The sequence below is a fragment of the Sphingobium sp. S6 genome, assembly GCF_905120495.1.
Classification (GTDB): Bacteria; Pseudomonadota; Alphaproteobacteria; order Sphingomonadales; family Sphingomonadaceae; genus Sphingobium; species Sphingobium agri.
On the sequence record NZ_CAJHOG010000009.1, the window covers coordinates 1 to 18,449 of the forward strand.

General features: G+C 65.0%; 22 protein-coding genes. 17 read left to right on the top strand and 5 right to left on the bottom strand.

Annotated elements, in window-relative coordinates; all coding sequences use genetic code 11:
* The first annotated feature begins 40 nt into the window (after window positions 1–40).
* The 6 genes from arsB (at window position 41) to SPHS8_RS16900 (ending at window position 5,131) form a co-directional block, all read left to right on the top strand.
* Window positions 41–1,078 (top strand): ACR3 family arsenite efflux transporter, encoded by a 1,038-nt coding sequence (gene arsB, locus SPHS8_RS16875; protein WP_201516582.1) that lies wholly within the window; start codon window positions 41–43, stop codon window positions 1,076–1,078.
* Window positions 1,075–1,506 carry an arsenic resistance N-acetyltransferase ArsN2 gene (gene arsN2, locus SPHS8_RS16880; protein ID WP_007688071.1) on the top strand — a complete coding sequence of 144 codons (432 nt, stop codon included), beginning with the start codon at window positions 1,075–1,077 and terminating at the stop codon, window positions 1,504–1,506. Before arsB ends, arsN2 begins: the two co-directional genes overlap by 4 nt.
* The gene (arsH, locus tag SPHS8_RS16885; RefSeq protein WP_007688070.1) at window positions 1,506–2,246 is read left to right on the top strand and encodes an arsenical resistance protein ArsH; all 741 of its coding nucleotides are present in this window, start codon (window positions 1,506–1,508) and stop codon (window positions 2,244–2,246) included. The genes arsN2 and arsH overlap by 1 nt, the downstream gene beginning before the upstream one ends.
* A gap of 347 nt (window positions 2,247–2,593) precedes the next feature.
* Window positions 2,594–3,535 carry a DUF2493 domain-containing protein gene (locus SPHS8_RS16890; RefSeq protein ID WP_007688069.1) on the top strand — a complete coding sequence of 314 codons (942 nt, stop codon included), beginning with the start codon at window positions 2,594–2,596 and terminating at the stop codon, window positions 3,533–3,535.
* 112 nt (window positions 3,536–3,647) lie between these two features.
* The gene (locus tag SPHS8_RS16895) at window positions 3,648–4,316 is read left to right on the top strand and encodes a hypothetical protein (protein WP_007688068.1); all 669 of its coding nucleotides are present in this window, start codon (window positions 3,648–3,650) and stop codon (window positions 4,314–4,316) included.
* A gap of 407 nt (window positions 4,317–4,723) precedes the next feature.
* On the top strand, window positions 4,724–5,131 hold the full coding sequence (locus tag SPHS8_RS16900; protein ID WP_007688067.1) for a single-stranded DNA-binding protein: 408 nt from the start codon (window positions 4,724–4,726) through the stop codon (window positions 5,129–5,131).
* Window positions 5,132–5,206: 75 nt separating this feature from the next.
* On the opposite strand, the gene SPHS8_RS16905 is transcribed toward SPHS8_RS16900, so the two are convergent.
* Window positions 5,207–5,641 carry a thermonuclease family protein gene (locus tag SPHS8_RS16905; RefSeq protein WP_007688066.1) on the bottom strand — a complete coding sequence of 145 codons (435 nt, stop codon included), beginning with the start codon at window positions 5,639–5,641 and terminating at the stop codon, window positions 5,207–5,209.
* 305 nt (window positions 5,642–5,946) lie between these two features.
* Here SPHS8_RS16905 and SPHS8_RS16910 point away from each other — a divergent pair, with 305 nt between their 5' ends.
* Entirely contained in the window at window positions 5,947–6,111 is a 165-nt protein-coding gene (locus SPHS8_RS16910) for a hypothetical protein (protein WP_007688065.1), read from the top strand.
* Between the two features lie 107 nt (window positions 6,112–6,218).
* Window positions 6,219–6,740 (top strand): hypothetical protein, encoded by a 522-nt coding sequence (locus tag SPHS8_RS16915; protein WP_031295760.1) that lies wholly within the window; start codon window positions 6,219–6,221, stop codon window positions 6,738–6,740.
* A gap of 138 nt (window positions 6,741–6,878) precedes the next feature.
* Here the strand turns inward: SPHS8_RS16915 and SPHS8_RS16920 are convergent, their stop codons facing one another.
* Window positions 6,879–7,229 (bottom strand): hypothetical protein, encoded by a 351-nt coding sequence (locus SPHS8_RS16920; protein WP_066564291.1) that lies wholly within the window; start codon window positions 7,227–7,229, stop codon window positions 6,879–6,881.
* A gap of 259 nt (window positions 7,230–7,488) precedes the next feature.
* Here SPHS8_RS16920 and SPHS8_RS16925 point away from each other — a divergent pair, with 259 nt between their 5' ends.
* The 9 genes from SPHS8_RS16925 to SPHS8_RS16965 all read left to right on the top strand — a co-directional run bounded on the left by SPHS8_RS16925 (window position 7,489) and on the right by SPHS8_RS16965 (window position 14,140).
* Window positions 7,489–7,881, top strand: a complete 393-nt coding sequence (locus tag SPHS8_RS16925) for a DUF3768 domain-containing protein (RefSeq protein ID WP_007688057.1) — start codon at window positions 7,489–7,491, stop codon at window positions 7,879–7,881.
* 191 nt (window positions 7,882–8,072) lie between these two features.
* Window positions 8,073–8,249: a hypothetical protein gene (locus SPHS8_RS16930; RefSeq protein WP_007688055.1), complete on the top strand. Its 177-nt coding sequence runs from the start codon at window positions 8,073–8,075 to the stop codon at window positions 8,247–8,249.
* A 12-nt stretch (window positions 8,250–8,261) separates the two neighbouring features.
* Window positions 8,262–9,026: a ParA family protein gene (locus SPHS8_RS16935; RefSeq protein WP_007688046.1), complete on the top strand. Its 765-nt coding sequence runs from the start codon at window positions 8,262–8,264 to the stop codon at window positions 9,024–9,026.
* Window positions 9,026–9,973 carry a ParB/RepB/Spo0J family partition protein gene (locus SPHS8_RS16940; protein WP_007688045.1) on the top strand — a complete coding sequence of 316 codons (948 nt, stop codon included), beginning with the start codon at window positions 9,026–9,028 and terminating at the stop codon, window positions 9,971–9,973. The genes SPHS8_RS16935 and SPHS8_RS16940 overlap by 1 nt, the downstream gene beginning before the upstream one ends.
* Window positions 9,974–10,179: 206 nt before the next feature.
* Complete coding sequence (locus SPHS8_RS16945) at window positions 10,180–10,740, top strand: plasmid mobilization protein (RefSeq protein WP_007688044.1); 561 nt, start codon at window positions 10,180–10,182, stop codon at window positions 10,738–10,740.
* The gene (locus SPHS8_RS16950; RefSeq protein ID WP_007688043.1) at window positions 10,733–11,854 is read left to right on the top strand and encodes a relaxase/mobilization nuclease domain-containing protein; all 1,122 of its coding nucleotides are present in this window, start codon (window positions 10,733–10,735) and stop codon (window positions 11,852–11,854) included. Before SPHS8_RS16945 ends, SPHS8_RS16950 begins: the two co-directional genes overlap by 8 nt.
* Before the next feature lie 168 nt (window positions 11,855–12,022).
* Entirely contained in the window at window positions 12,023–12,631 is a 609-nt protein-coding gene (locus SPHS8_RS16955; protein ID WP_007688042.1) for a DUF6088 family protein, read from the top strand.
* On the top strand, window positions 12,624–13,673 hold the full coding sequence (locus SPHS8_RS16960) for a nucleotidyl transferase AbiEii/AbiGii toxin family protein (RefSeq protein WP_007688041.1): 1,050 nt from the start codon (window positions 12,624–12,626) through the stop codon (window positions 13,671–13,673). Before SPHS8_RS16955 ends, SPHS8_RS16960 begins: the two co-directional genes overlap by 8 nt.
* Before the next feature lie 263 nt (window positions 13,674–13,936).
* Window positions 13,937–14,140: a hypothetical protein gene (locus tag SPHS8_RS16965; RefSeq protein WP_007683427.1), complete on the top strand. Its 204-nt coding sequence runs from the start codon at window positions 13,937–13,939 to the stop codon at window positions 14,138–14,140.
* A 48-nt stretch (window positions 14,141–14,188) separates the two neighbouring features.
* On the opposite strand, the gene SPHS8_RS16970 is transcribed toward SPHS8_RS16965, so the two are convergent.
* From SPHS8_RS16970 to SPHS8_RS16980, 3 genes are all read right to left on the bottom strand, one after another.
* On the bottom strand, window positions 14,189–14,347 hold the full coding sequence (locus SPHS8_RS16970; RefSeq protein ID WP_007683426.1) for a hypothetical protein: 159 nt from the start codon (window positions 14,345–14,347) through the stop codon (window positions 14,189–14,191).
* Between the two features lie 124 nt (window positions 14,348–14,471).
* Window positions 14,472–16,244 (bottom strand): UvrD-helicase domain-containing protein, encoded by a 1,773-nt coding sequence (locus SPHS8_RS16975; RefSeq protein ID WP_014072624.1) that lies wholly within the window; start codon window positions 16,242–16,244, stop codon window positions 14,472–14,474.
* Complete coding sequence (locus SPHS8_RS16980; RefSeq protein WP_007683423.1) at window positions 16,237–18,303, bottom strand: ATP-dependent nuclease; 2,067 nt, start codon at window positions 18,301–18,303, stop codon at window positions 16,237–16,239. Before SPHS8_RS16980 ends, SPHS8_RS16975 begins: the two co-directional genes overlap by 8 nt.
* Window positions 18,304–18,449: the final 146 nt, after the last annotated feature.

Genomic DNA, 18,449 nt, shown 5'->3' on the forward strand with positions numbered 1-18,449 from the left:
CCGTCCAATCTCCGCCAAGCATGCTCAAGCTTCACGATTTTTGCAACAGAGCCGCTTCGAACGCTATTTGAGCGTCTGGGTGGCGCTCTGCATCGCTGTCGGCATCGCGCTCGGCTATTCGCTGCCGAATCTGTTCGCAGCCATCGCATCGGCTGAGATCGCGCGCGTGAACCTGGTCGTGGCTGTGCTGATCTGGCTGATGATCGTCCCCATGCTGCTCAAGATCGACCTCGGCGCGTTGGGGTCGGTTCGCCAACACTGGAAGGGCGTCGGCGTCACCCTCTTCATCAACTGGGCGGTGAAGCCCTTTTCAATGGCGCTGCTCGGCACGCTGTTCCTGGGATGGCTCTTCCGGCCGCTGCTGCCGCAGGGCGAGATCAACGCCTATATCGCCGGGCTCATCCTGCTCGCCGCCGCCCCCTGCACGGCGATGGTGTTCGTCTGGTCGAACCTGTGCGACGGCGAGCCGACCTATACGCTGAGCCAGGTGGCGCTCAACGACGTGATCATGGTCTTCGCCTTCGCACCGCTGGTCGGACTGCTGCTCGGGGTCGCCTCGATCACAGTGCCCTGGGACACGCTGCTCATCTCGGTCCTGCTCTATATCGTCGTGCCCGTCATCGTCGCGCAGATCATTCGTCGGGCGTTGCTATCGTCAGGCGGGCAGCCGGCGCTCGATCGGCTGCTGGCAACGCTTGGGCCGGTGTCGCTGGTTGCGCTGCTGACGACGCTCGTCCTCCTGTTCGGCTTCCAGGGCCCGGCGATCCTGGCTCATCCGCTGGTCATCGCACTGATTGCCATTCCCATCCTCATCCAGGTCTACTTCAATGCGGGCCTGGCCTATTGGCTCAGCCGGCGCTTCGGCGTGGCCTGGTGCGTCGCCGCTCCGGCCGCGCTGATCGGCGCGTCCAATTTCTTCGAGCTCGCGGTTGCAGCCGCGATCAGCCTGTTCGGCCTCAATTCCGGGGCCGCGCTCGCGACCGTGGTGGGCGTGCTGGTCGAGGTGCCGGTAATGCTGTCTGTCGTCAGCATCGTCAAGAAGACGCGGCCCTGGTACGAGCAACGCGTTCCTGCATGATCGCTACACTGCTGGATTCCAGGTCGCTTTCCGACCTGATGGCGGAGCTGAGCGCGGCGGGTCTGCCTGCCAGTGATCTCGCCGAGGCGGGACGCCGCTTCTTTCGGTTCGAGGATGATGTTGGCCTTGTCGGCTATGGCGGGATCGAAGGCGACGGCTCCGACCGCCTGCTGCGCTCGCTGGTCGTGAAGGCCGATCGGCGCGGATGCGGATTGGGCGGTGCCATTCTCACGGCAGTCGAACGCGCTGCAGCTGATGAGGGCGCGACTAGCCTGTACCTGCTCACCACGACCGCCGAGCCTTTCTTTCGCCGTCACGGCTATGAAACAGCCGAACGGACCGACGTTCCTGCCGTCATCGCGCAATCGGCCGAGTTCCGATCGCTATGCCCGGCGAGCGCCGCCCTTTTGTACAAATGGATTGCCTGATGTCGCGTCTTCGTATCCTTCCCGAACCCGATCACATGCCCGCGCTGGACCGTGCAATGATCCGGCCCGATCTCGCCGCCGGGCTCGGCGCGCTTGAGCCGAAACCTCGCATCCTCCTCCTCTACGGCTCGCTGCGCGAGCGGTCGTTCAGTCGCTTCGCGGTCGAGGAAGCGGCCCGGCTGCTCATCCTCTTCGGCGCCGAAGTGCGGATCTTCGATCCGGCCGATCTCCCGCTCCCCGACCAGATCAAGGACGATGATCACCCGGCGGTGCATGAGCTTCGCGAGCATGCGCTTTGGTCCGAGGGCATGGTCTGGTGCAGTCCCGAACGGCACGGCCAGATCACCGGCATCATGAAAGCGCAGATCGACCATTTGCCGCTCGAATTCGGCGGCATGCGTCCGACCCAGGGCCGGACCCTGGCCGTCATGCAGGTTTCGGGCGGATCGCAGTCGTTCAACGCGGTCAACACGTTGCGGCTGCTCGGGCGGTGGATGCGCATGTTCACCATCCCCAACCAGTCGAGCATTGCTATGGCGTTCAAGGAGTTCGACGAGGACGGCCGTCTCAGTGCCTCAAGCTATTATGACCGGATCGTCGACGTCATGGAGGAGCTGGTGCGCTTCACGGTGCTGACACGTCGCCATGCCGATCAACTCGTGGACCGCTATTCGGAACGCAAGGCGGCAGCCGCCAAGCGCGACGCGGCCCAAGATCTGGCCTCACGGTCGAAGGCCTGACGGCCGGGCTCTTCCGATGCGACGCGCTTTCATGCCGTCCTGTGCGTATCGGGAGATCGGGTTGCGGGTGCCCTTCTTAAGGTCCTCTGCGTCATGAATGCCTGACGCGACAGGGCCTTCGCGCCTTTCGCCAGAGGATGCGGCACATGGGCCATCGCGCTGGCGGCGGCAACCCGAACGCTCCGGCCGTGTTGGCGCGCCGAGGCGCGCCTGCCCGCACCACCCGGACCTTATCGGGTTCCCCTTGGGCGTTGCCCGGCGGTGCCGCCGCCGCTTTTTCGATGGCCCGGAGGGTGCGCATCCGGCGGGAAGGCCGCCGGCCCTGCGACACGGAAAGGCAATCCCTCATGACCAGCTCCCTTTCAGCAGTGCTCCAAGCACTCGAACTCGGCCATCTCGACCTGATGGGCGACCAACGCTCGATGGAAGCGCCGCCGCCGGCCGAAGCGCTCGAACAGACCGTCAGCGCCATCTGGAGCGATCTCTTCGCGCTCTTCCCCTTCACCGCGCTCGAACGCGACATCGAGGATCTGGGCTGGGGCTTCGTCAATCTCTTCCACCGCGCGGCCGCCAAGAAGCATCAGCTGATCGACCGCCTGACCGACGAGATCCGGCTCCTGCTCGCCGAGCAGGACGGATCGGAGATCGCGACCGCTGATCTCGAGGACAAGATCGATCTCGCTCGCAAGGTCGAGCAGTCCGCCCAGGCCTATGAGGGGATGCGCGACACCGCGGCGCGCCACTATCTGCATGAGACCGGCCGCTCCTGGGTGCCCGCGACCGGCAACCGCATCTCGCTCGGCACGACCGCTGCGATCGTCGATGGCCGGGCCTATTTGCAGGCGCGGCGCGAGCGGGTGCGCGATGCCAATATGGTCCATGGCACGCCCGTGGTCTTCGCCGGCGGGCGCCTTCGCTTCGCCAGCGACGACGAGGCCAAGCAGTTTGCCGACAATCTGCTGCGGACCCTCAAGGCCGTGCGCGAACGTGTGGGCGACATGTATCTCGTCCATGGCGGCGACATGAAGGGCATCGAGCGTCTTGCAGCATCCTGGGCCGAGCAGAACGGCATCCAGCAGCTGCGGTTCGGCCTTGATCGCAAGCTTGGCGATCGTGCCGGCTTCCGGCGCAACGAGCAGATGCTCTCGGTCAAGCCGCGCTACGTCATTGCCTTCCAGGGCAACGGCGTCACCGAAAGGCTGGTGGTCGAGGCCAAGGCGCGCGGCATCCATGTCGTCGATCGCCGCGGACCGCTCGGAACGCCGCCGGCGGCTTTATCTCGCGGCTGACCGCCGTGCCGGCCGCTTCGGCGGCCGGCTTTTCTCAATCTCGCGGATTCCGGTGCCGGAGGGGAGGGGGCGGGGCGGATGCGTCCCTTGTTCCCTTCGGAGGTTCCGCATCATGTTCATGCCCGATCGCGCCAGTGCGTGCGCGCTCCTTGCCTTCCGCGCCGCGCATGGCCGCCACTGGAAGGCGAAGCTGCTGTCCTTATGGTCGACAGGCCGCGATGTGGACGAAGCCGATGGCGCTTACTTACGGCATCTTCGCAACCAGGCCGGTCCCTCCTGGCTCCGCCAGCTGACGCCGCGCCGCTGGCGCGCGATCGAAAGATTGGCGGCGCCCGGCGATCCGGTGCTTGCAGCCGTGTTTCTCGATCGAGCGCGCGAATTTCATCGCGGCGCGCAGATTGGCGCGCCTATTGCGCTTGCGCCGGCACTGCACTTGCTCGCGATCTCCTGCGAACTGGGTTTGAAGGCGCATCTTTTGGGTCATGGCTGGACGGACGATGCGCTGGCCCGCGATATCCGTCATGACCTTGTCCGCGCCCTCGACGAGGCGCGGCAGCTAGGCCTGCCGGCGCCCGGTCGTCCGCTGGCCGATTTCATCAAGAGCCTCGGCCCGGCCTATGCCGTGCATCGGATCGACGCGCTGGTGGCAGGTGGCTATGCCTGCGACATCGGCGCCGTGCTTTGCGAGACCGGGCAGCTCCTCGATGCCGTGGCGGCCTGCCTGAGGCCAGCCACGCCAGGCGCCGCCACCTTGCGTACCTCCTCTTCCCCCTCCGCGTGATCGTGCAACGGACGTCGTGTCGAGCCCGCGAGTGGCCATGCGAAGGATCTACAATCCCGTCCTGCGGCTCAAGGGACGGGCAGATAAGGCACGGGCGTAAGGTCCGCGAGATGCCGGACCGGCGTGCTCGGCAAAGCCGGCAATATCGGCGGTTTCGCTGGGTGGGCTCCGGTCATGGCCCAAGCGACGCACCGTCCTTCTCCTCATCTGACCCCTAAGCCGGCCGTCCGGCCCATCCAACCCGCAAGCCATCGGGCCGAGTTGCCGTGTGCCACGGCTGCCCGCACCACCCCTTGTCTCGGGGTTCCCCGGCGCTGCGCTGCCGGTGGATGGGCCGTCCTGTCCGCCTTGGCCGGGGATCAGTCGAAGGGACGGTCCCTTGGACCCACATCGAAGGAACTCAGGCCATGCAGAACCTCGTCATCCTCGCCGGCAATGTCGGTGGCACGCCGGAAACCCGCACCACCCAGGGCGGCACCCGCATTACCCATTTCAGCCTCGCCACCTCGCGCCCGAAGCGCGACAGCAACGGCAAGATCCTGCGCGACGACAACAATCGCCGCCTCGAGGACACCGAATGGCACCGGATCACCTGCTTCAACGGCGTCGGCAAGACGGTCGAGCAATATGTCGACAAGGGTATGAAGGTCATGGTCCGGGGCCGTATCCACTACACCCGCTGGACCGACAGCGAGAATATCGAACGCTACGGCGTCGAGATCATCGCCGACGAGGTGACCTTCCTCACCCGCGCCAAGTCCAACGAGAATAGCGGCGGCGGCAACGAGCCCGAAGACGATGAAATCCCCTTCTGAGCTCGGACAGGGCGGCCCGGCGGCATCGCCGCCGGGCCTCTTATCCTGTTCAGGCGCGGCATGGTCCCAAGCGGATCAGCGGGATCGGCATCGCCCCTTGGCATAGCGCTCCCAGCGCAGCACGGTGCCGGTCGCAATCATCGCGCAGCTGAGATCGCCGATGCCGGGCGCGTTGCACCAGGCGCCGGTCCGGTTGCCCTTGGCTTCGCCGGTCGAGACGCAGCGCATGGTGGGGCCAGCCACGCGAATATGCCCGGTGGATGTCTGGCCGCGCGGTCCGCCAAGCAGGCGCACCAACGCATCGCGGGCGGCCGGGCCACTTGCTCTCGGACAGGGCTGGCCGGGGCGGCAGCTGTTGTCGATCTCGCGCGCGGCAATGCCGGCGAGCCGCACATGGGCGCCCTCGCGGCACCAGATCGGGCCATCGCCATCCCAGACGCGCGTCGGTGTGCAGGCGAAGGTCTGATCATTGGGGACCACGGCGGCGGCAAGCAGGAGCGGGAACAGCATCCGGCGGGGCTAACCGACAAGCGGCGGCCTGTCATCCGGACCCGTTGGATGGAGCGGCAGGCAGGGCAAGGGGTGGGGCGCGACATCGGCGGGGACCTGGCCTCCTGGCCGGCGGGTTCGCCCGCTCTCAATCGGCGCGATCCTTGGTCCACCCGGTGACCTTTTGCGATCAACCCGCAAGGGGTCCGGTCGCTTCGCTACGGCTTTTTGGGCCTCCAGCCAAAAAAGTGATCGCGGCCACCGGCCGGACACATCGGGCGCCTGTCGAGCGGGACGAACCCGCCGGCGCGCAAAGGAGCCTCGACATGTTCACCGACATCGCAATCGCTCGCCGCCACGCCTTCAGCCTCTCGCGCAGCCTCATGATGGTCACCTTCGTCATCGCGATCGGGCAGCATTACGGGGTTATCACCGCCGAAGACGCCGACGGCAGCGTCGCCATCGTCACCGAATTCGATCCCTTTGCCTGACGGCTCGACCGGGAGCCGCTCGGCTCCCGGTTATTCCCCGCGCTTCGCTCGCGGCTTGCGCCGAAGACGAGAACCGATTGTTCAGATGCCGCGACTATGCTGCGATAATGACGATTGAGGCTGCGATAGCGAATGCCGGCGATGATGCCCTGTGGGCGCGCGTCACCCAGGAGGTGAACGCCTGGCGCGGTGCCTGTCTGCAATGCTTCGCCGCGGTGGAGGTGGCCGTTACCGAGACTTTGCTGCATCTGAGCGCTCAGCCGGGACGAGGACAGTCGGTGAAGCTACGGCATTTGGTCGGGCAACGGCTCGATGACCTTGCTGCACTCGTCAATGAGGGCGGCCCCTTTTCCGTGGAGGGAAAGGGTGTCGCGAGCCTGCTGGCGGAATTTCGGCACCAGGAAGGGCTGCGCACGATGCTCGCCCATGGCCAGGCGAAGCTGACAGTCGAACGGACCAGTCGATGGGCCGCCATCTTTCGTGTGATCGCGATCCGGGCACGGCAGGCTGATCGTTCGACGCTCGTGATCGAAGAGAACGAGGCGGCGGAGAGGCTTCAGCAGCTCCGTAAGGTATCGCAGAAATTGTGTTCTGCACTTGGCAATCTGCGACGGGCGGTTGCCGTCTGAAAGTCGGATTTCTCTGCATCTATGCGCTGAGAATGGCGGCTCCGGCGCGGCCGGACCGGGCTCTAGGCTTCGCCCTGAGCCTTGTGCCAAGTCTCAGCCCATTCGGGTGACGATCCCTGCCGTGACTGCTCGCACTTCTCAACCCTGCGCGCAAACTATGGCCCGGCCGGTCGCGCCGCGCGCTGGAGGGCAGTTGGCCAGGCCCGCACGCAGGTGCTCATCGTGCAGCAATATGTGCCAGGGACGGTCATGGCCCCGCGCCGCGAGATAATAGGCCGCGCCGTCGCAGCCGACCATGCGGCATCGGGCCTGCCGGTCGATGAGGCTGGCGCCTGCTCCATGGAGCCCGATCAGGGCATCGACATCCTCGCGCATCAACGCACCGCAGCGGCGGCATTGCGATCGGACGAGGATCTGGCGCAGCCGCATCGCCTGGAGTGACGCGGTCCAGGCCGGGGCAAGGCGGAAGAGAGTGGCGCTGCTCGTCATGATGGGCGGAGGATAGCGCCGGGCTCTCCGCGGAGCCAGAGAATCAGGACACCGCGATCATCTCTTCGCGATCCCGCCCGCCAAGACCTTCCTCCTGTCGGCTTGCCTGGCCGGCGCGCGCGCCCGCGCAAGCCCGCTTTGCGGGCTTCTCCACTGCCGTTGCGACCCTGCCGGTGCGCGGCCGCGCTCTGCCGCCGGCCCTTGGCACGCCTGTCGGAAGGCCCCGGCGGGCGGGGCCGGACAGATCAGGAGCGTTCTCATGTCCCAATCCTCCCCGAATGCGATGAGCCAGGCCGAGCGGATCGCCCGCGTCGCCGAACTCAATGACGCGCTTCGCCGGTCCATCCATAGCCCGGGCCGCAACCAGATCGTGATGACTGCGGGCGTTGCGGCGCTGATCGGCGACGTCGCCCTGTTCCGCGGCTTTCGCCGCCGCGCGGAGATCCTCCGGATCGTGCGCGACTATGACAGCTTCACGCCCGACAACGATCCGATCGACGAGCATGATTTCGGCCGCTTCGAGTTCGAGGATGCGATCCTCTACTGGAAGATCGACTATTACGATCTCGAGCTCGCCTATGGCTCGCCGGATGCCGCGAACCCCGAGGTCACGACGCGCGTGCTCACTATCCTGCTGGCCGACGAATATTGATCCGGCGCAGCCATCCCCCCGACCGGGGGGATGGCCCGCATAGTCTGCTTGAGCAGACTATGCGGGCAACGGACGCCGCATCCGCAAATGCGGGAGGGGAGGGCGCGGGTCCGAGATGTCGCGCGATTGCGCGTGGCCGGCGCCAGTGGCGCCGTTCGCTTGCCCGTTCACTGGCTCCAAGGAGACTTATCATGGCCGCATATTTCGCCGCGCATCCCGATCACGCGTTTCTCTTCGCGTTCGGCTGCTTCGCCCTCACCGTCTATCTGTTCCGCTATGCCGGTCCCGGCATTGGGGGTGGCGGCGACTGGTCCTCGCGCGATCATTATGAGCGCAACCTGCGCGATGGTCCTGACGACTATTGCTGAGGTGCCGCGGTCATGAAGACGATCGTCGTCAGCCTGCTCAAGGGCGGGGTCGGCAAGACCTTCCTCGCCAGTCATCTCGCCTGGTATCTTGCTGAACCGCCTGAGCGCCGCGTCGCCTTCGTCGATCTCGACCCGCAGGGCAGCTCGACGCGGCGCCTGGGCGCCGAGCGGCAAGGCGGATTTTCCGCCGACCTGTTCGATCCTGCCGCTGCCCTGTGCGCCGACGGGCAGGCCGGGCTAACCGTGCTCGGTGCCGATCCCCGTCTCCAGATGGTCAAGGCGGCGCAGGATGTGCGCGACTTCATCGGCCGCTTCCCGGCGCTCCGCCCGCATTTCGACTATTGCGTTATCGATACCGGTCCCAAGTGGGACGAGCTCACCTTGAGCGCGATGGCGGTCGCCGATGCCGTGATCGCGCCGGTGCAGGTTGCCGAGGATTCGGTCGAATGCGCCAAGATGCTGCTGACCGCGCTGCGCAAGGCCGAGGCCGCGCGCGCCGGCCGCAAGATCGCTTTCCTCGGGCTCCTCCCCTCGATGGTCAATCCGTTCGACCGGCGCGAGATGGAGAATGCGGTGAAGCTGGCGCATGCGGTCGGCGAGAAGCTCATGTTCCCGGCCTTCATCAAGGCGCGGCCGACCTACAAGCATGCCGCGGAAAATCATCGTCCGGTATGGCAGGAGACCGGCAGCGGCGCCAAGGCGGCGGCCGAGGAGATCCGCGCGGTGCTCGCCGAGATCGAGGGGCGCATGACAAGCCAGGAGGTCGCGGCCGCCTGATGGGCAAGTTCGACGAGCGCATCGAGGAGTTCGGACTTCTTGTCGGCGACCATGAACGGGCGCGCCGGGTCGAGGATATCGAACTTGCGCGCATCCTGCCCGACCCCGGCAATCCCCGGCGCAGCTTCGACGATGACGCGCTCGCCGAGCTGGCCGCCTCGATCGCGTCGCGCGGCGTGCTGCAGCCGATCACGGTTACGCCGCCCGACGCGAACGGCATGCACCGGATACGTCTGGGCGAGCGCCGCTTCCGCGCATCGCAGCTGGCGGGCCTTGCCACGATCCCCGCGATCGTCGTGCCGGTCGGCGAGGGAGTGCAACTGCTGGCCGACCAGATCGTCGAGAACGACCAGCGCGCCAATCTGTCGTCGGTCGAGCTCGCCCATGCGATCGCCCGGATGCTGAAGGGCGGGATGAACCAGGTCGAGATCGCGGCGGCACTCGGCCGATCCAAGCAGTTCGTCTCGCTCTATGCCGCCTATGGCGACATGCCGGCCTATCTCAAGGCGGCCCTGCCGTTTGCGCCTATTCGCCTTCTCTATGATCTGCACCGGACGGCGAGGGACTACCCTGCCGAGGTCGAGGCCTATGTCGCCAGCTGGGGCGACGCCGGCGCAACGCTCGCCGCAGGATCGCGCTTCATCGCCGAACTCAAGCAGACGCACCCGGCGCCGGTCCCTCCGCGGGCGCCTGTGGCACAGCCATTGGCCCCCACCGACCGCGATCCGGTTCGATCGGGCCTCACGGACAAACCCTCCGCGCCGATCCGATCTCCTAGACTACCGGTCTTGGTCGACGGCTTCCCTGCGTGGCTCCCGCTGGCGCCTTTGGTCACGGTGATTTTCGAGGATGGCCGCGAGCGTGAAGTCGCTGCCTCGTCGATCGGTCCGACCGGCGAGAGAAGCGAGGCCTTGCCAACAACTGACCCGCCTCCTCCGCGTTCGTAGTTTATCTTGCACGATGGTTTGGGCCGTACCCTTCGGGGTGCGGCCCTTTTCGTGTCGATGGGCGGGGGCAGCGCCGAAGGCGCCGCCCCTTGCTGCGGACGATCGGTGTTCGAGAGGGGTTCGCTGGCCGAAGAACAATAGTCTGCCCAAGCAGACTATAAGATGAGTTGAGTAAAGGTAAGGGCCGGATAGGCTTGGCGCCGGGGATGTATGACAATAGCGTTGGGGACATGCCCGTCCTCACCTTTCGGCTCGACGATGATGTCGCCCAGCGTTTCGCCGCGCTCGCGGCGGTATCGGGCGGCCGCTCGGCGCTGCTGCGCCGCTTGATCGGTGACGCCTTGGCCATGGAGGCGGGGGAGGGGCATCAGGCGCCGCGCGCCCGCCAGCGCGCAACCTGCCGGGTCGAGGTTCGGCTGATCCCGGAAGAGATCGCCGCGCTCGACCGCGCGGCGGATGTGCTGGGGATGAAGCGTACCGACTGGATCACCACGTTGCTGGCGCGGCGCTTGCGCGCAAACGCGCCCTTGCCGCGCGAGGAGCGGGCGGCCGTCGCGCAGGCGTGGCGCGAGCTCAATCGGATCGGGATCAACCTCAACCAGGCGACCCGCGCGCTCAACGCCTCGGTGATGGTCGAATCCGGCCTCGACGTCGCGCGGGAAGCGGCCAGGGTCGCAAGCTTTAGGTCCGAGATCGTCGATGCGCTCGCCGGTCTCGGGGCCGCGCTCAAGGGCGATCTTCGCTACTGGGACATGGCCGATGCGTGAGGAGGAGGGGGTTCTCCCGCTTCCCAGCCTGATGGAGGCCTGGCGGCCGCCGGCAGGCGGCAAGCGGACCCTGCGCGGCGCCTATGTTCGGATCAAACCGGGCGGAAGCGGGGGCGGGGCCGCCCGGCCGATGTCGATGGGCCAGGCCGAGGCGCGCGCCAAGCTCGAGCGGATCGTGCGCAAGGCGCCCGAGGTGATGGTGAAGGTCTCCGGCAAGCAATATGGCGCTCATCATGTCGCCGAGCATTTCGGCTATGTGGCGCGCCACGGGAAGCTCGCCGTCCGATCGAGCGAGGGCGAGATTATCACCGAGCCGGATCGGCTCAAGGCGATCGCTCAGGACTGGGCGATGCTCGACGAGGCCATGAACGAACATGGCCGGGAACGGCCGACGTCGATGTCGCTGGTGCTGTCGATGCCCGGGGGATCGACCGACGCCGAGACGCTCCATGATGCGGCGCAGGCATTCGCGCGAATCCTGTTCGAGGGGAACCATGCCTATATGCTGGCGCTCCATACCGACACCGATCATCCCCACGTCCATCTGACGGTGGCGACCGAAGGGGCGGACGGAACCCGCTTCAATCCGCGCAAGGCGGATCTCCATCATATGCGTGAGACCTTCGCGCATGAGCTGCGCGCGCGCGGTGTCGCGGCGGAAGCGACACCCCGGCGGGCGCGCGGTCATGTCCAGAAGCGCGTGCGGTCAGCCGCGCTCCATCTCGATGCCCGGCTTGGGGCCGAGGGGCGCAGGCTCAATCTCGCGCAGCTCAACGAACTGCGGGCGCAAAGCTTCGTGCGTGCGGCCGACCAGGAGCGCCGGCCGGAAGATGTCATGGCGCTGGCGCGCCAGAAGCAGATCCGCGGCGCCTATGCCGAGGCCGCCGTCGCGCTCGCCGCCACCGGAAAACCGGAAGATCGGGCCTTGGGGCAGGAAATCGCCGGCTTTCTGGCGGCGATGCCGCCGGCGGTGTCGCGGCGGCTCGCGCGCGCACGGGAGATACTGCAATCCGAACGGCCGCCGCAGGAGCGCCGAAACGAGCCGGAGGGCGTTTCGCCGCCCACAGGTGCGGACGAGGGGCGGCCACCGCCTCACCGGGATCGGGAACGATGATGGCCGGCGCTCCCGCGGGCGGCTTGCCTACCTTGCCTGTGTGGCCTTGGCATCCTATCTGGATGCGATGCCAAAATATCTTGGAAAATAGCGAATTTAGGCGCTGATACGCGCTTCTAGCTTGTTAGAAAAAAGCGTGCTATTATCTAACAGATAGGAGCACAGCCAGTGTCTGCGGTAGCCGATCGGATCATGAAGCGCGTGCGCGGCAAGGGCCGCGGCTGGGTGTTCACGCCCAAGAGCTTCGTCGACTTCGGGACGCGTGGGTCGGTCGACATGGCGCTGTCGCGCCTCGTGACCGCCGGCGACATCCGGCGCATCGGCCGGGGTCTTTATGACTATCCGCGCCAGCATGACAAGCTCGGTGCGCTCAGTCCCGATCCCGCCAATGTCGCCAAGGCCCTCTCGACGCAGAGCGGGGACAAGCTCGCACCGTCGGGCGCGGCGGCGGCGAACAGGCTCGGGCTATCGACCCAGGTTCCCGCCCGGGCCAGCTATGCCACGACCGGCCGCACCCGGGTCAGGCAAGCGGGCGGGCGCAGCCTGACGCTCAAGCACAGCCGCGCACCGGTGCTCGACAATGCGCCGGACTCGGTCAACGCGGTCGTGCAGGCGCTCGCGCATCTGGGGAAGGACAATATCGATAGCGACAAGATCCGGCACTTCGCCGCCCGCCTCGATGATCGCGACATGCGGATGCTCGCCCAGGCCAGGGCCGAGATGCCCGGATGGATGGGCGACGTCGTCTTAAAGATCGGCGCCGCCCGCAATGGATGAGTTCGCACGCAGACCAGCCGAGGATCGGCGCGCCTTTATCGATGAAGCGGCGGCGCGGCGGGATCTGACGCCGATCATCATCGAGAAGGATTTCTGGGTCTGCTGGACGCTACGCCGCCTCGTCATGTGTCCCGACCTCGCCGGTCACATGACCTTCAAGGGCGGGACCTCGCTGTCGAAAGCCTATGGGATCATCGCGCGCTTCTCCGAAGATATCGACCTCACCATCAGCCGCGCGGCGCCGCTGCTCAGCGAAGTCGCCTCGCCGATGGACAGCGACATTACCGGCAAGGAGCGCGAGCGCCGGACCAAGGCGCTCAAGGCGGCGGCACAGGCTTATGTCGCCACGGTCGCCATGCCGATCCTGGCGCGCGAAATCGAAGTCGCTCTCGGCACGGCCGAGGGCTGGAGCCTGGCGCTCGATCCCGACGACAAGGACCAGCAGACGCTGCTCTTCGTCTATCCGCGCACCTCGGGTTACGGGCTCGCCTATGGCGAGAATTACGGCGGCGCGGATGAAAGCGGTTACATCAAGCCGCGCATCAAGCTGGAATTTGGCGCCCGCGGCGACACGGAACCGTTCGCGCTTCGACCGATCTTGCCCTATCTGGCCGAAGACTTTCCCGAGGAACTGCCGGATCCGGTGACCGAGGTGCCGACGCTGGCCGTTGCGCGGACCTTCTGGGAAAAGGTCACGATCCTTCATGCGCTCCATCATAACGGCAAGCTGCGCGAGGGCATGTCGCGCCATTATTATGACGTGCTGATGCTCGACCAGGCGGGCATCACGAACGAGGCGATGGGGCGGATCGATCTGCTCGAGCAGGTCGTGCACAACAAGAGCCTGATGTTCGCGGACAGGTCGGCCTCCTATGACACCGCCGTGGTTGGAACGCTGCGCCTGTCGCCCGATGGCGCGACTTGGGAGAAGCTTGAGCGGGACTATGGCGCGATGTCGGAGATGTTCATGGCCGCGCCGCCGAAATTCGAGGCGTTGATGAAGGGTCTGGCGGCGATCGAGGGGACGATCAACGGGCGTTGATGCCGGAGACCGCGAATGAGCAAGTAATCTAAGTATTTGAAATAGAACGATAAAAGACTGATAATCAATCTTATGTTAAATCAGTGCCAGCATCGCACAAGCGAGTGGCGGCTCACGCACCGAAGTCTGGCGTCATAAGCCGAAGGCGCACCGAAAAGCTGCTCGGGCTGCCGAAACCCGACAGGTTGGCAACCAGCTGGGTTTCGTGCCTGCACAAAGATGGGCTAAATGCGGGACCAATGGAATCGAGCGAGGGAACTTGCATGATCACCGCCAAGCACATCCCTTGGGAGCCGATCGGCACTTTGCCGGAAGACCGGAAAGACGGCCGTCGCTTGCTGCTCTGGGAGGTTGACCTCCCTGTGATCGGGCGATGGGATAGCGACCGTGAGGGCTGGGAAAATCCCGAAAGCATGCATATCCTGGAAGAAGTCATCTACTGGGCCGACATCACCCCACCCGTGTGATGAGTGGATAGGAAGGGGTTACTTATCGGTATCCGCAGTTCGACTGATTCAATAGTGCGCCAGCGTCCGGCCGATGCCGATCCGTCTGAACGGCGGCTTGGTCTTAAAGATATCGATGAGATCGAAAGCGCCGAGCGCGAAAGCCGCGATGTCGTTGCCGGCCTTCAGGACGATGAGCTCGCCGGCATTGTGTCTCTTCGCGATCATGCTGTTGTTGGGATGAGAGGTGCTGTCTCCCGCGGCGGCTCCGCTTCGAGCCAAGAGAAAATCTGGCTAAGATCGTGGTCCGTTTAGGCAGCGATCGTCACCATCGGTGGTGCCTCTCCCTTGGTCATGGCGCGGCCCCGCCCGCGGGATCTGCTGGAAGCGGGATCACATTGGCCTCGCCGAACAAAGCTGTCACCTTCGCCATCGCGAGCTCGCTTAGAATCTGGGTGAACAACAGCGCCAATCGGCGCTTCGGTCTGGAGCACGCGACGTAGAACAGGTTGCGATTGCTCTCGAAGGATTCGACCTTGTCTGCCGGGGGGCCTGGGTCGAGCCGTTCCAGCATCTGCGCGAAATTATACTTGTTCCAGCCACGGCCGACGATGACGAGCACGTTCTCGAACTCCGCACCCTTCACGCCGTGCTTGGTGGCGAAGGGCGTGTGACCATCGATGAACGCATCCACCGCCATCAGCTCGGTGTAGGCGACGTCCCGTAGCCTTCGCAGCTGGGCGATCCTCCGAGACTCGCCTTCGACCGGTTCGGGTCCGGCGTCGGCCAAGCGTTGCTCGCGGTCCAGCACCGCCTCGGGCAGATGCATGTGAGCCTGGCCTTTGATGAGGTCGATGACGGCGCCGATCGTGCCGGTCGCTCGCAATTGGATAAGCTGTTCGAGAGACTGCGTCCATGCGACCTTGTCGTGATGCCGACGGATGCACGGCCTGCCGGCGCCTAGGCTCTCAAACATCTCGCCATAGCGCTTCGCCTGAAAGGCCGCGCATGCTGGCTCGAGCTGGTCGGCCAGAAATTTGATGTGGGGGTCTTCTTTCTTGAGCCAGGCATCGTTGAACTGGCCATAAATGCTCTGGATGGTCGGATAGCCCTGTTCCTTCGCCAGCACGCTGTGGCTGAGCATCAGGATCTTGGTGCGTTCGACGGCAAAGTCCCAGCCCTCATCCGACAATCGCTGCTTCAGGTGATCGAGATAGGCGCGTGCCGCCTCGGGGCTCGTGTCGCCAGTCCAGTGACCACCGCCCTGGCCCGTTCGGCGCTGGCCCGGCCATGCATTCGTGTGAAAGATTCGAGCCTCACCCGGCGCATCCGGGTCGCTGGGGATCTGTTCGAGATCGGGTCGCATGCGATTGAGCACCGCGACGATGGGTTCGGCGGATCGGAAATTGGCGTTTTTGTCGATCACCTCGAGTGCTGCGTGCTCGACCGCACCGCATCCCTCACCGTAGATCTTCTGCCAATGGTCGCCGAACAGGCCAATGATAGGCCCCGTACCCGTACCTAGGAAATGCTGCTTTAGAGCCTCTACGAAGCCCGCATCGGTGTCCTGATATTCGTCAATCAGCAGCACGGGATAGCGCTTCGCTAGCACTAAGCGAAACTTGGGCCGTGCCAGCAGCTCCGTCATCAGCGTCAGCACGTCTTCGTGCTTCAATGACACCTCGTCTGGCGTCACCCGGGGATAGCCGAGGTCGTAATTGACCTTCCTCGCGCCTAGCCCCCCCACCCCGGCATCGGCGAGACGTTCTCCCCATCCCGGCAAGTCAGGCACGATCGCGCGGAGCTGGGGCTGAAAGTCCTGCAATACTGACCAACAAAATCCGTGAATGGTCTCCGGCCGAACCGCCGGGTGGGCCTGAACGCGCGCGATAATCTCATCCTTCGCCACGTTCGTGAACGTGATGCAACCAATCTGTTGGCGCTTACGCACAAGTTCCGTACCGCGAAGTTCGATCAGGCGGCGCAGCGCCTTTTCTAGGGAATATGTCTTGCCTGCGCCCGCGCCTGCCTCGAGCCGGAAGCTTTGTCCGGCATCGAAGCACGCATAGACACGCTCAAGTGCAAGGCGGCCGGCCGCGTCGGCGGCGGTCTCTTCGTCAGCCATCGACCTGGGCCCCATCAGCCGCGTCAATCACTTCGGCGACCAACTCGGCGGCGATCGCGTCTGGCCCGAGGGTCGGCGCTGGATTGCCTTGGGCAAGCCACCGCAACCCTTCGCCGATGTAGCGCGGCGTCCGCCACTCGGTGTTTACGATCGCATGTTCAAGCGCAAAGCTGGACTTTTTCTGTTCGGCCGCATGCTCATAGGCGAGCGTCGCCTGGTCGCCCTCGCCGAGATCGAAGAGTTCTGGATTGGCGAGGATGAAGGCATCCTCAAAGCTGCGAGCACATGGACCGCCATCCTGCTCGGGGATCTGATAGGCGAGCCGTCGTCCGCCGTCGGTCTTCTCCTCGGTCGACTTGTCGAGCAGCTGGGCTGGGCTCACGTCGGGCTCGTACCAGCTTTTGATACAGGCATTGCTGGTGAATGTGCCCTCGGCCACACGAACCGCCACGCGCTTGTTCTTGGCCCCGGGCGCAACGGAATCGATATCGGTGATGATCAGCGTGCGCAACTCGAGGAACGCCAGCAGGCCGAAGAAGCGATGGGCGTAGGCGCCGCCGACCTCCATGACAGTGAGGTACTGACTGCTTAGTTGCGGCTCGCCTTGCGCGGCAGCGTCGGTCTTGCGGATCATCGCCGGAAGGAGAAGGCGTTCAGCGGTTCCTTCGATCAGCACCGCCTTGTCCGCAAAGAAAAGGTCGCAGCGGGATAGCGTGAGATATTGATGAAGAAAATTGCGATCCTCTTCCGGCGCGCCGCCCATACCCTGCCGGAGATCCTTCACAACTGAGCGCCGGAGGCCCGGGCCGTCGGTAACCGACAGAAAATAGCGGAGGCTCTCGAAGCGGGCTTCGTTCGCCATGTGGGGCGAGTGGGTGGTGACGACGAACTGGACCGGCCACGGACGGTCGGCGTTCAATTGGGCGACGAACGCGTTGGCGATGTACTCCAGCTGGCGTATGAACACCTCCTGCATCTGGGGATGCAGATGCGCCTCGGGCTCCTCGATAAAGATTAGATGCACGCCGGCCGCTGTTGGCGTTCCCTGGAACTCGCGGAAGAAGCGCAGGAGCTGTAGTAGCATGTAAACGAGGTTGCGCGCGCCGAGGCCATTGTAGGTTTCGGGCAGGGTTACGCCGTTCACGCCCCGGTAGCGCAGGCGCGTGTGGTTGCTGAGCAGCTTGTCGACGTCGAAGCTGGTCTCTGTCACCAATCCCGGGTCTACAAGGCCAGGATATCCAAACAGGTCGAACGTGGGCAGCAGTGAGGTCAGCTTGGCGTTAAAACCGATATGCAGATCGCCCTGGATCTGATCGACCGCCTCCTTGAGCTGCTCGGCGGTGCTGCGTCGCGTTGGATCCAGTTCGTCCGTCAATGCCGATTGGAAGAGCACCTCGACCACCTTGCCGAGCACGTCGCGCTCGCGGAATGTATCGTCATCCAGCCCGCGCTGGGCATTGATGAAGCCGCCGCCGACGAGCGCGGACAGGATCTTTGGTTCCAGTGTCTTCCGGTTGGTCGGGTCGTTCGGATCGACCGCTTCCAGCGATCCGGCATAGGCCGAGGCAATGCGATTTCCGAGTTCGCGGTAGAGCCGGGCGCGGTCCGCCTCCGGATCTTCGAGCGGCTCCGTTAAATCAACGAACAACGCCTGTAGCGCATTGGCCTTCGGCGCGAACCGGAACTCCAGCCGGGCCTCGTGGCAATCGGGATTCAAGTCGATGATGCACTCGCTAAGCGGCCCAAGATCGGCCGCATCGACGTCATAGCCGATATCGAGCACGAGCTTGATTGCTGGCAACTGTCCGAGCGTCTCGGACGAATCTTGCTGCGCGCGGAAAGACACAAGCGATGTCCAAAAGCATTCGTGACACCCGAGCGAAAAATCTTCGAGGCGGAAACTCAGGGCGCGATCGGACAGCAAGCGCCGGAACAGCTCGGCGATCGACGTCTTGCCGCTGTTGTTGCGGCCAACGATGAGCGTCGTCTGTTCTTCGAAACCGATCTCCACGTCGCGGAGGAGCCTGAAGTTTTCAATCTTAGCTCGGTTGATGCGCATTTTCCCCCCTATTTTGGCGCTATATAACCCGGGCGATGAACCCTAGCGTCAGCGCGCCCGACGCCATCGGCTTGGGCGCCGATCACCTGGACGTCCGCACGGCGGAACCAAGGATCGGTCCCGAAGATGATCATGGCGCTGTCCTC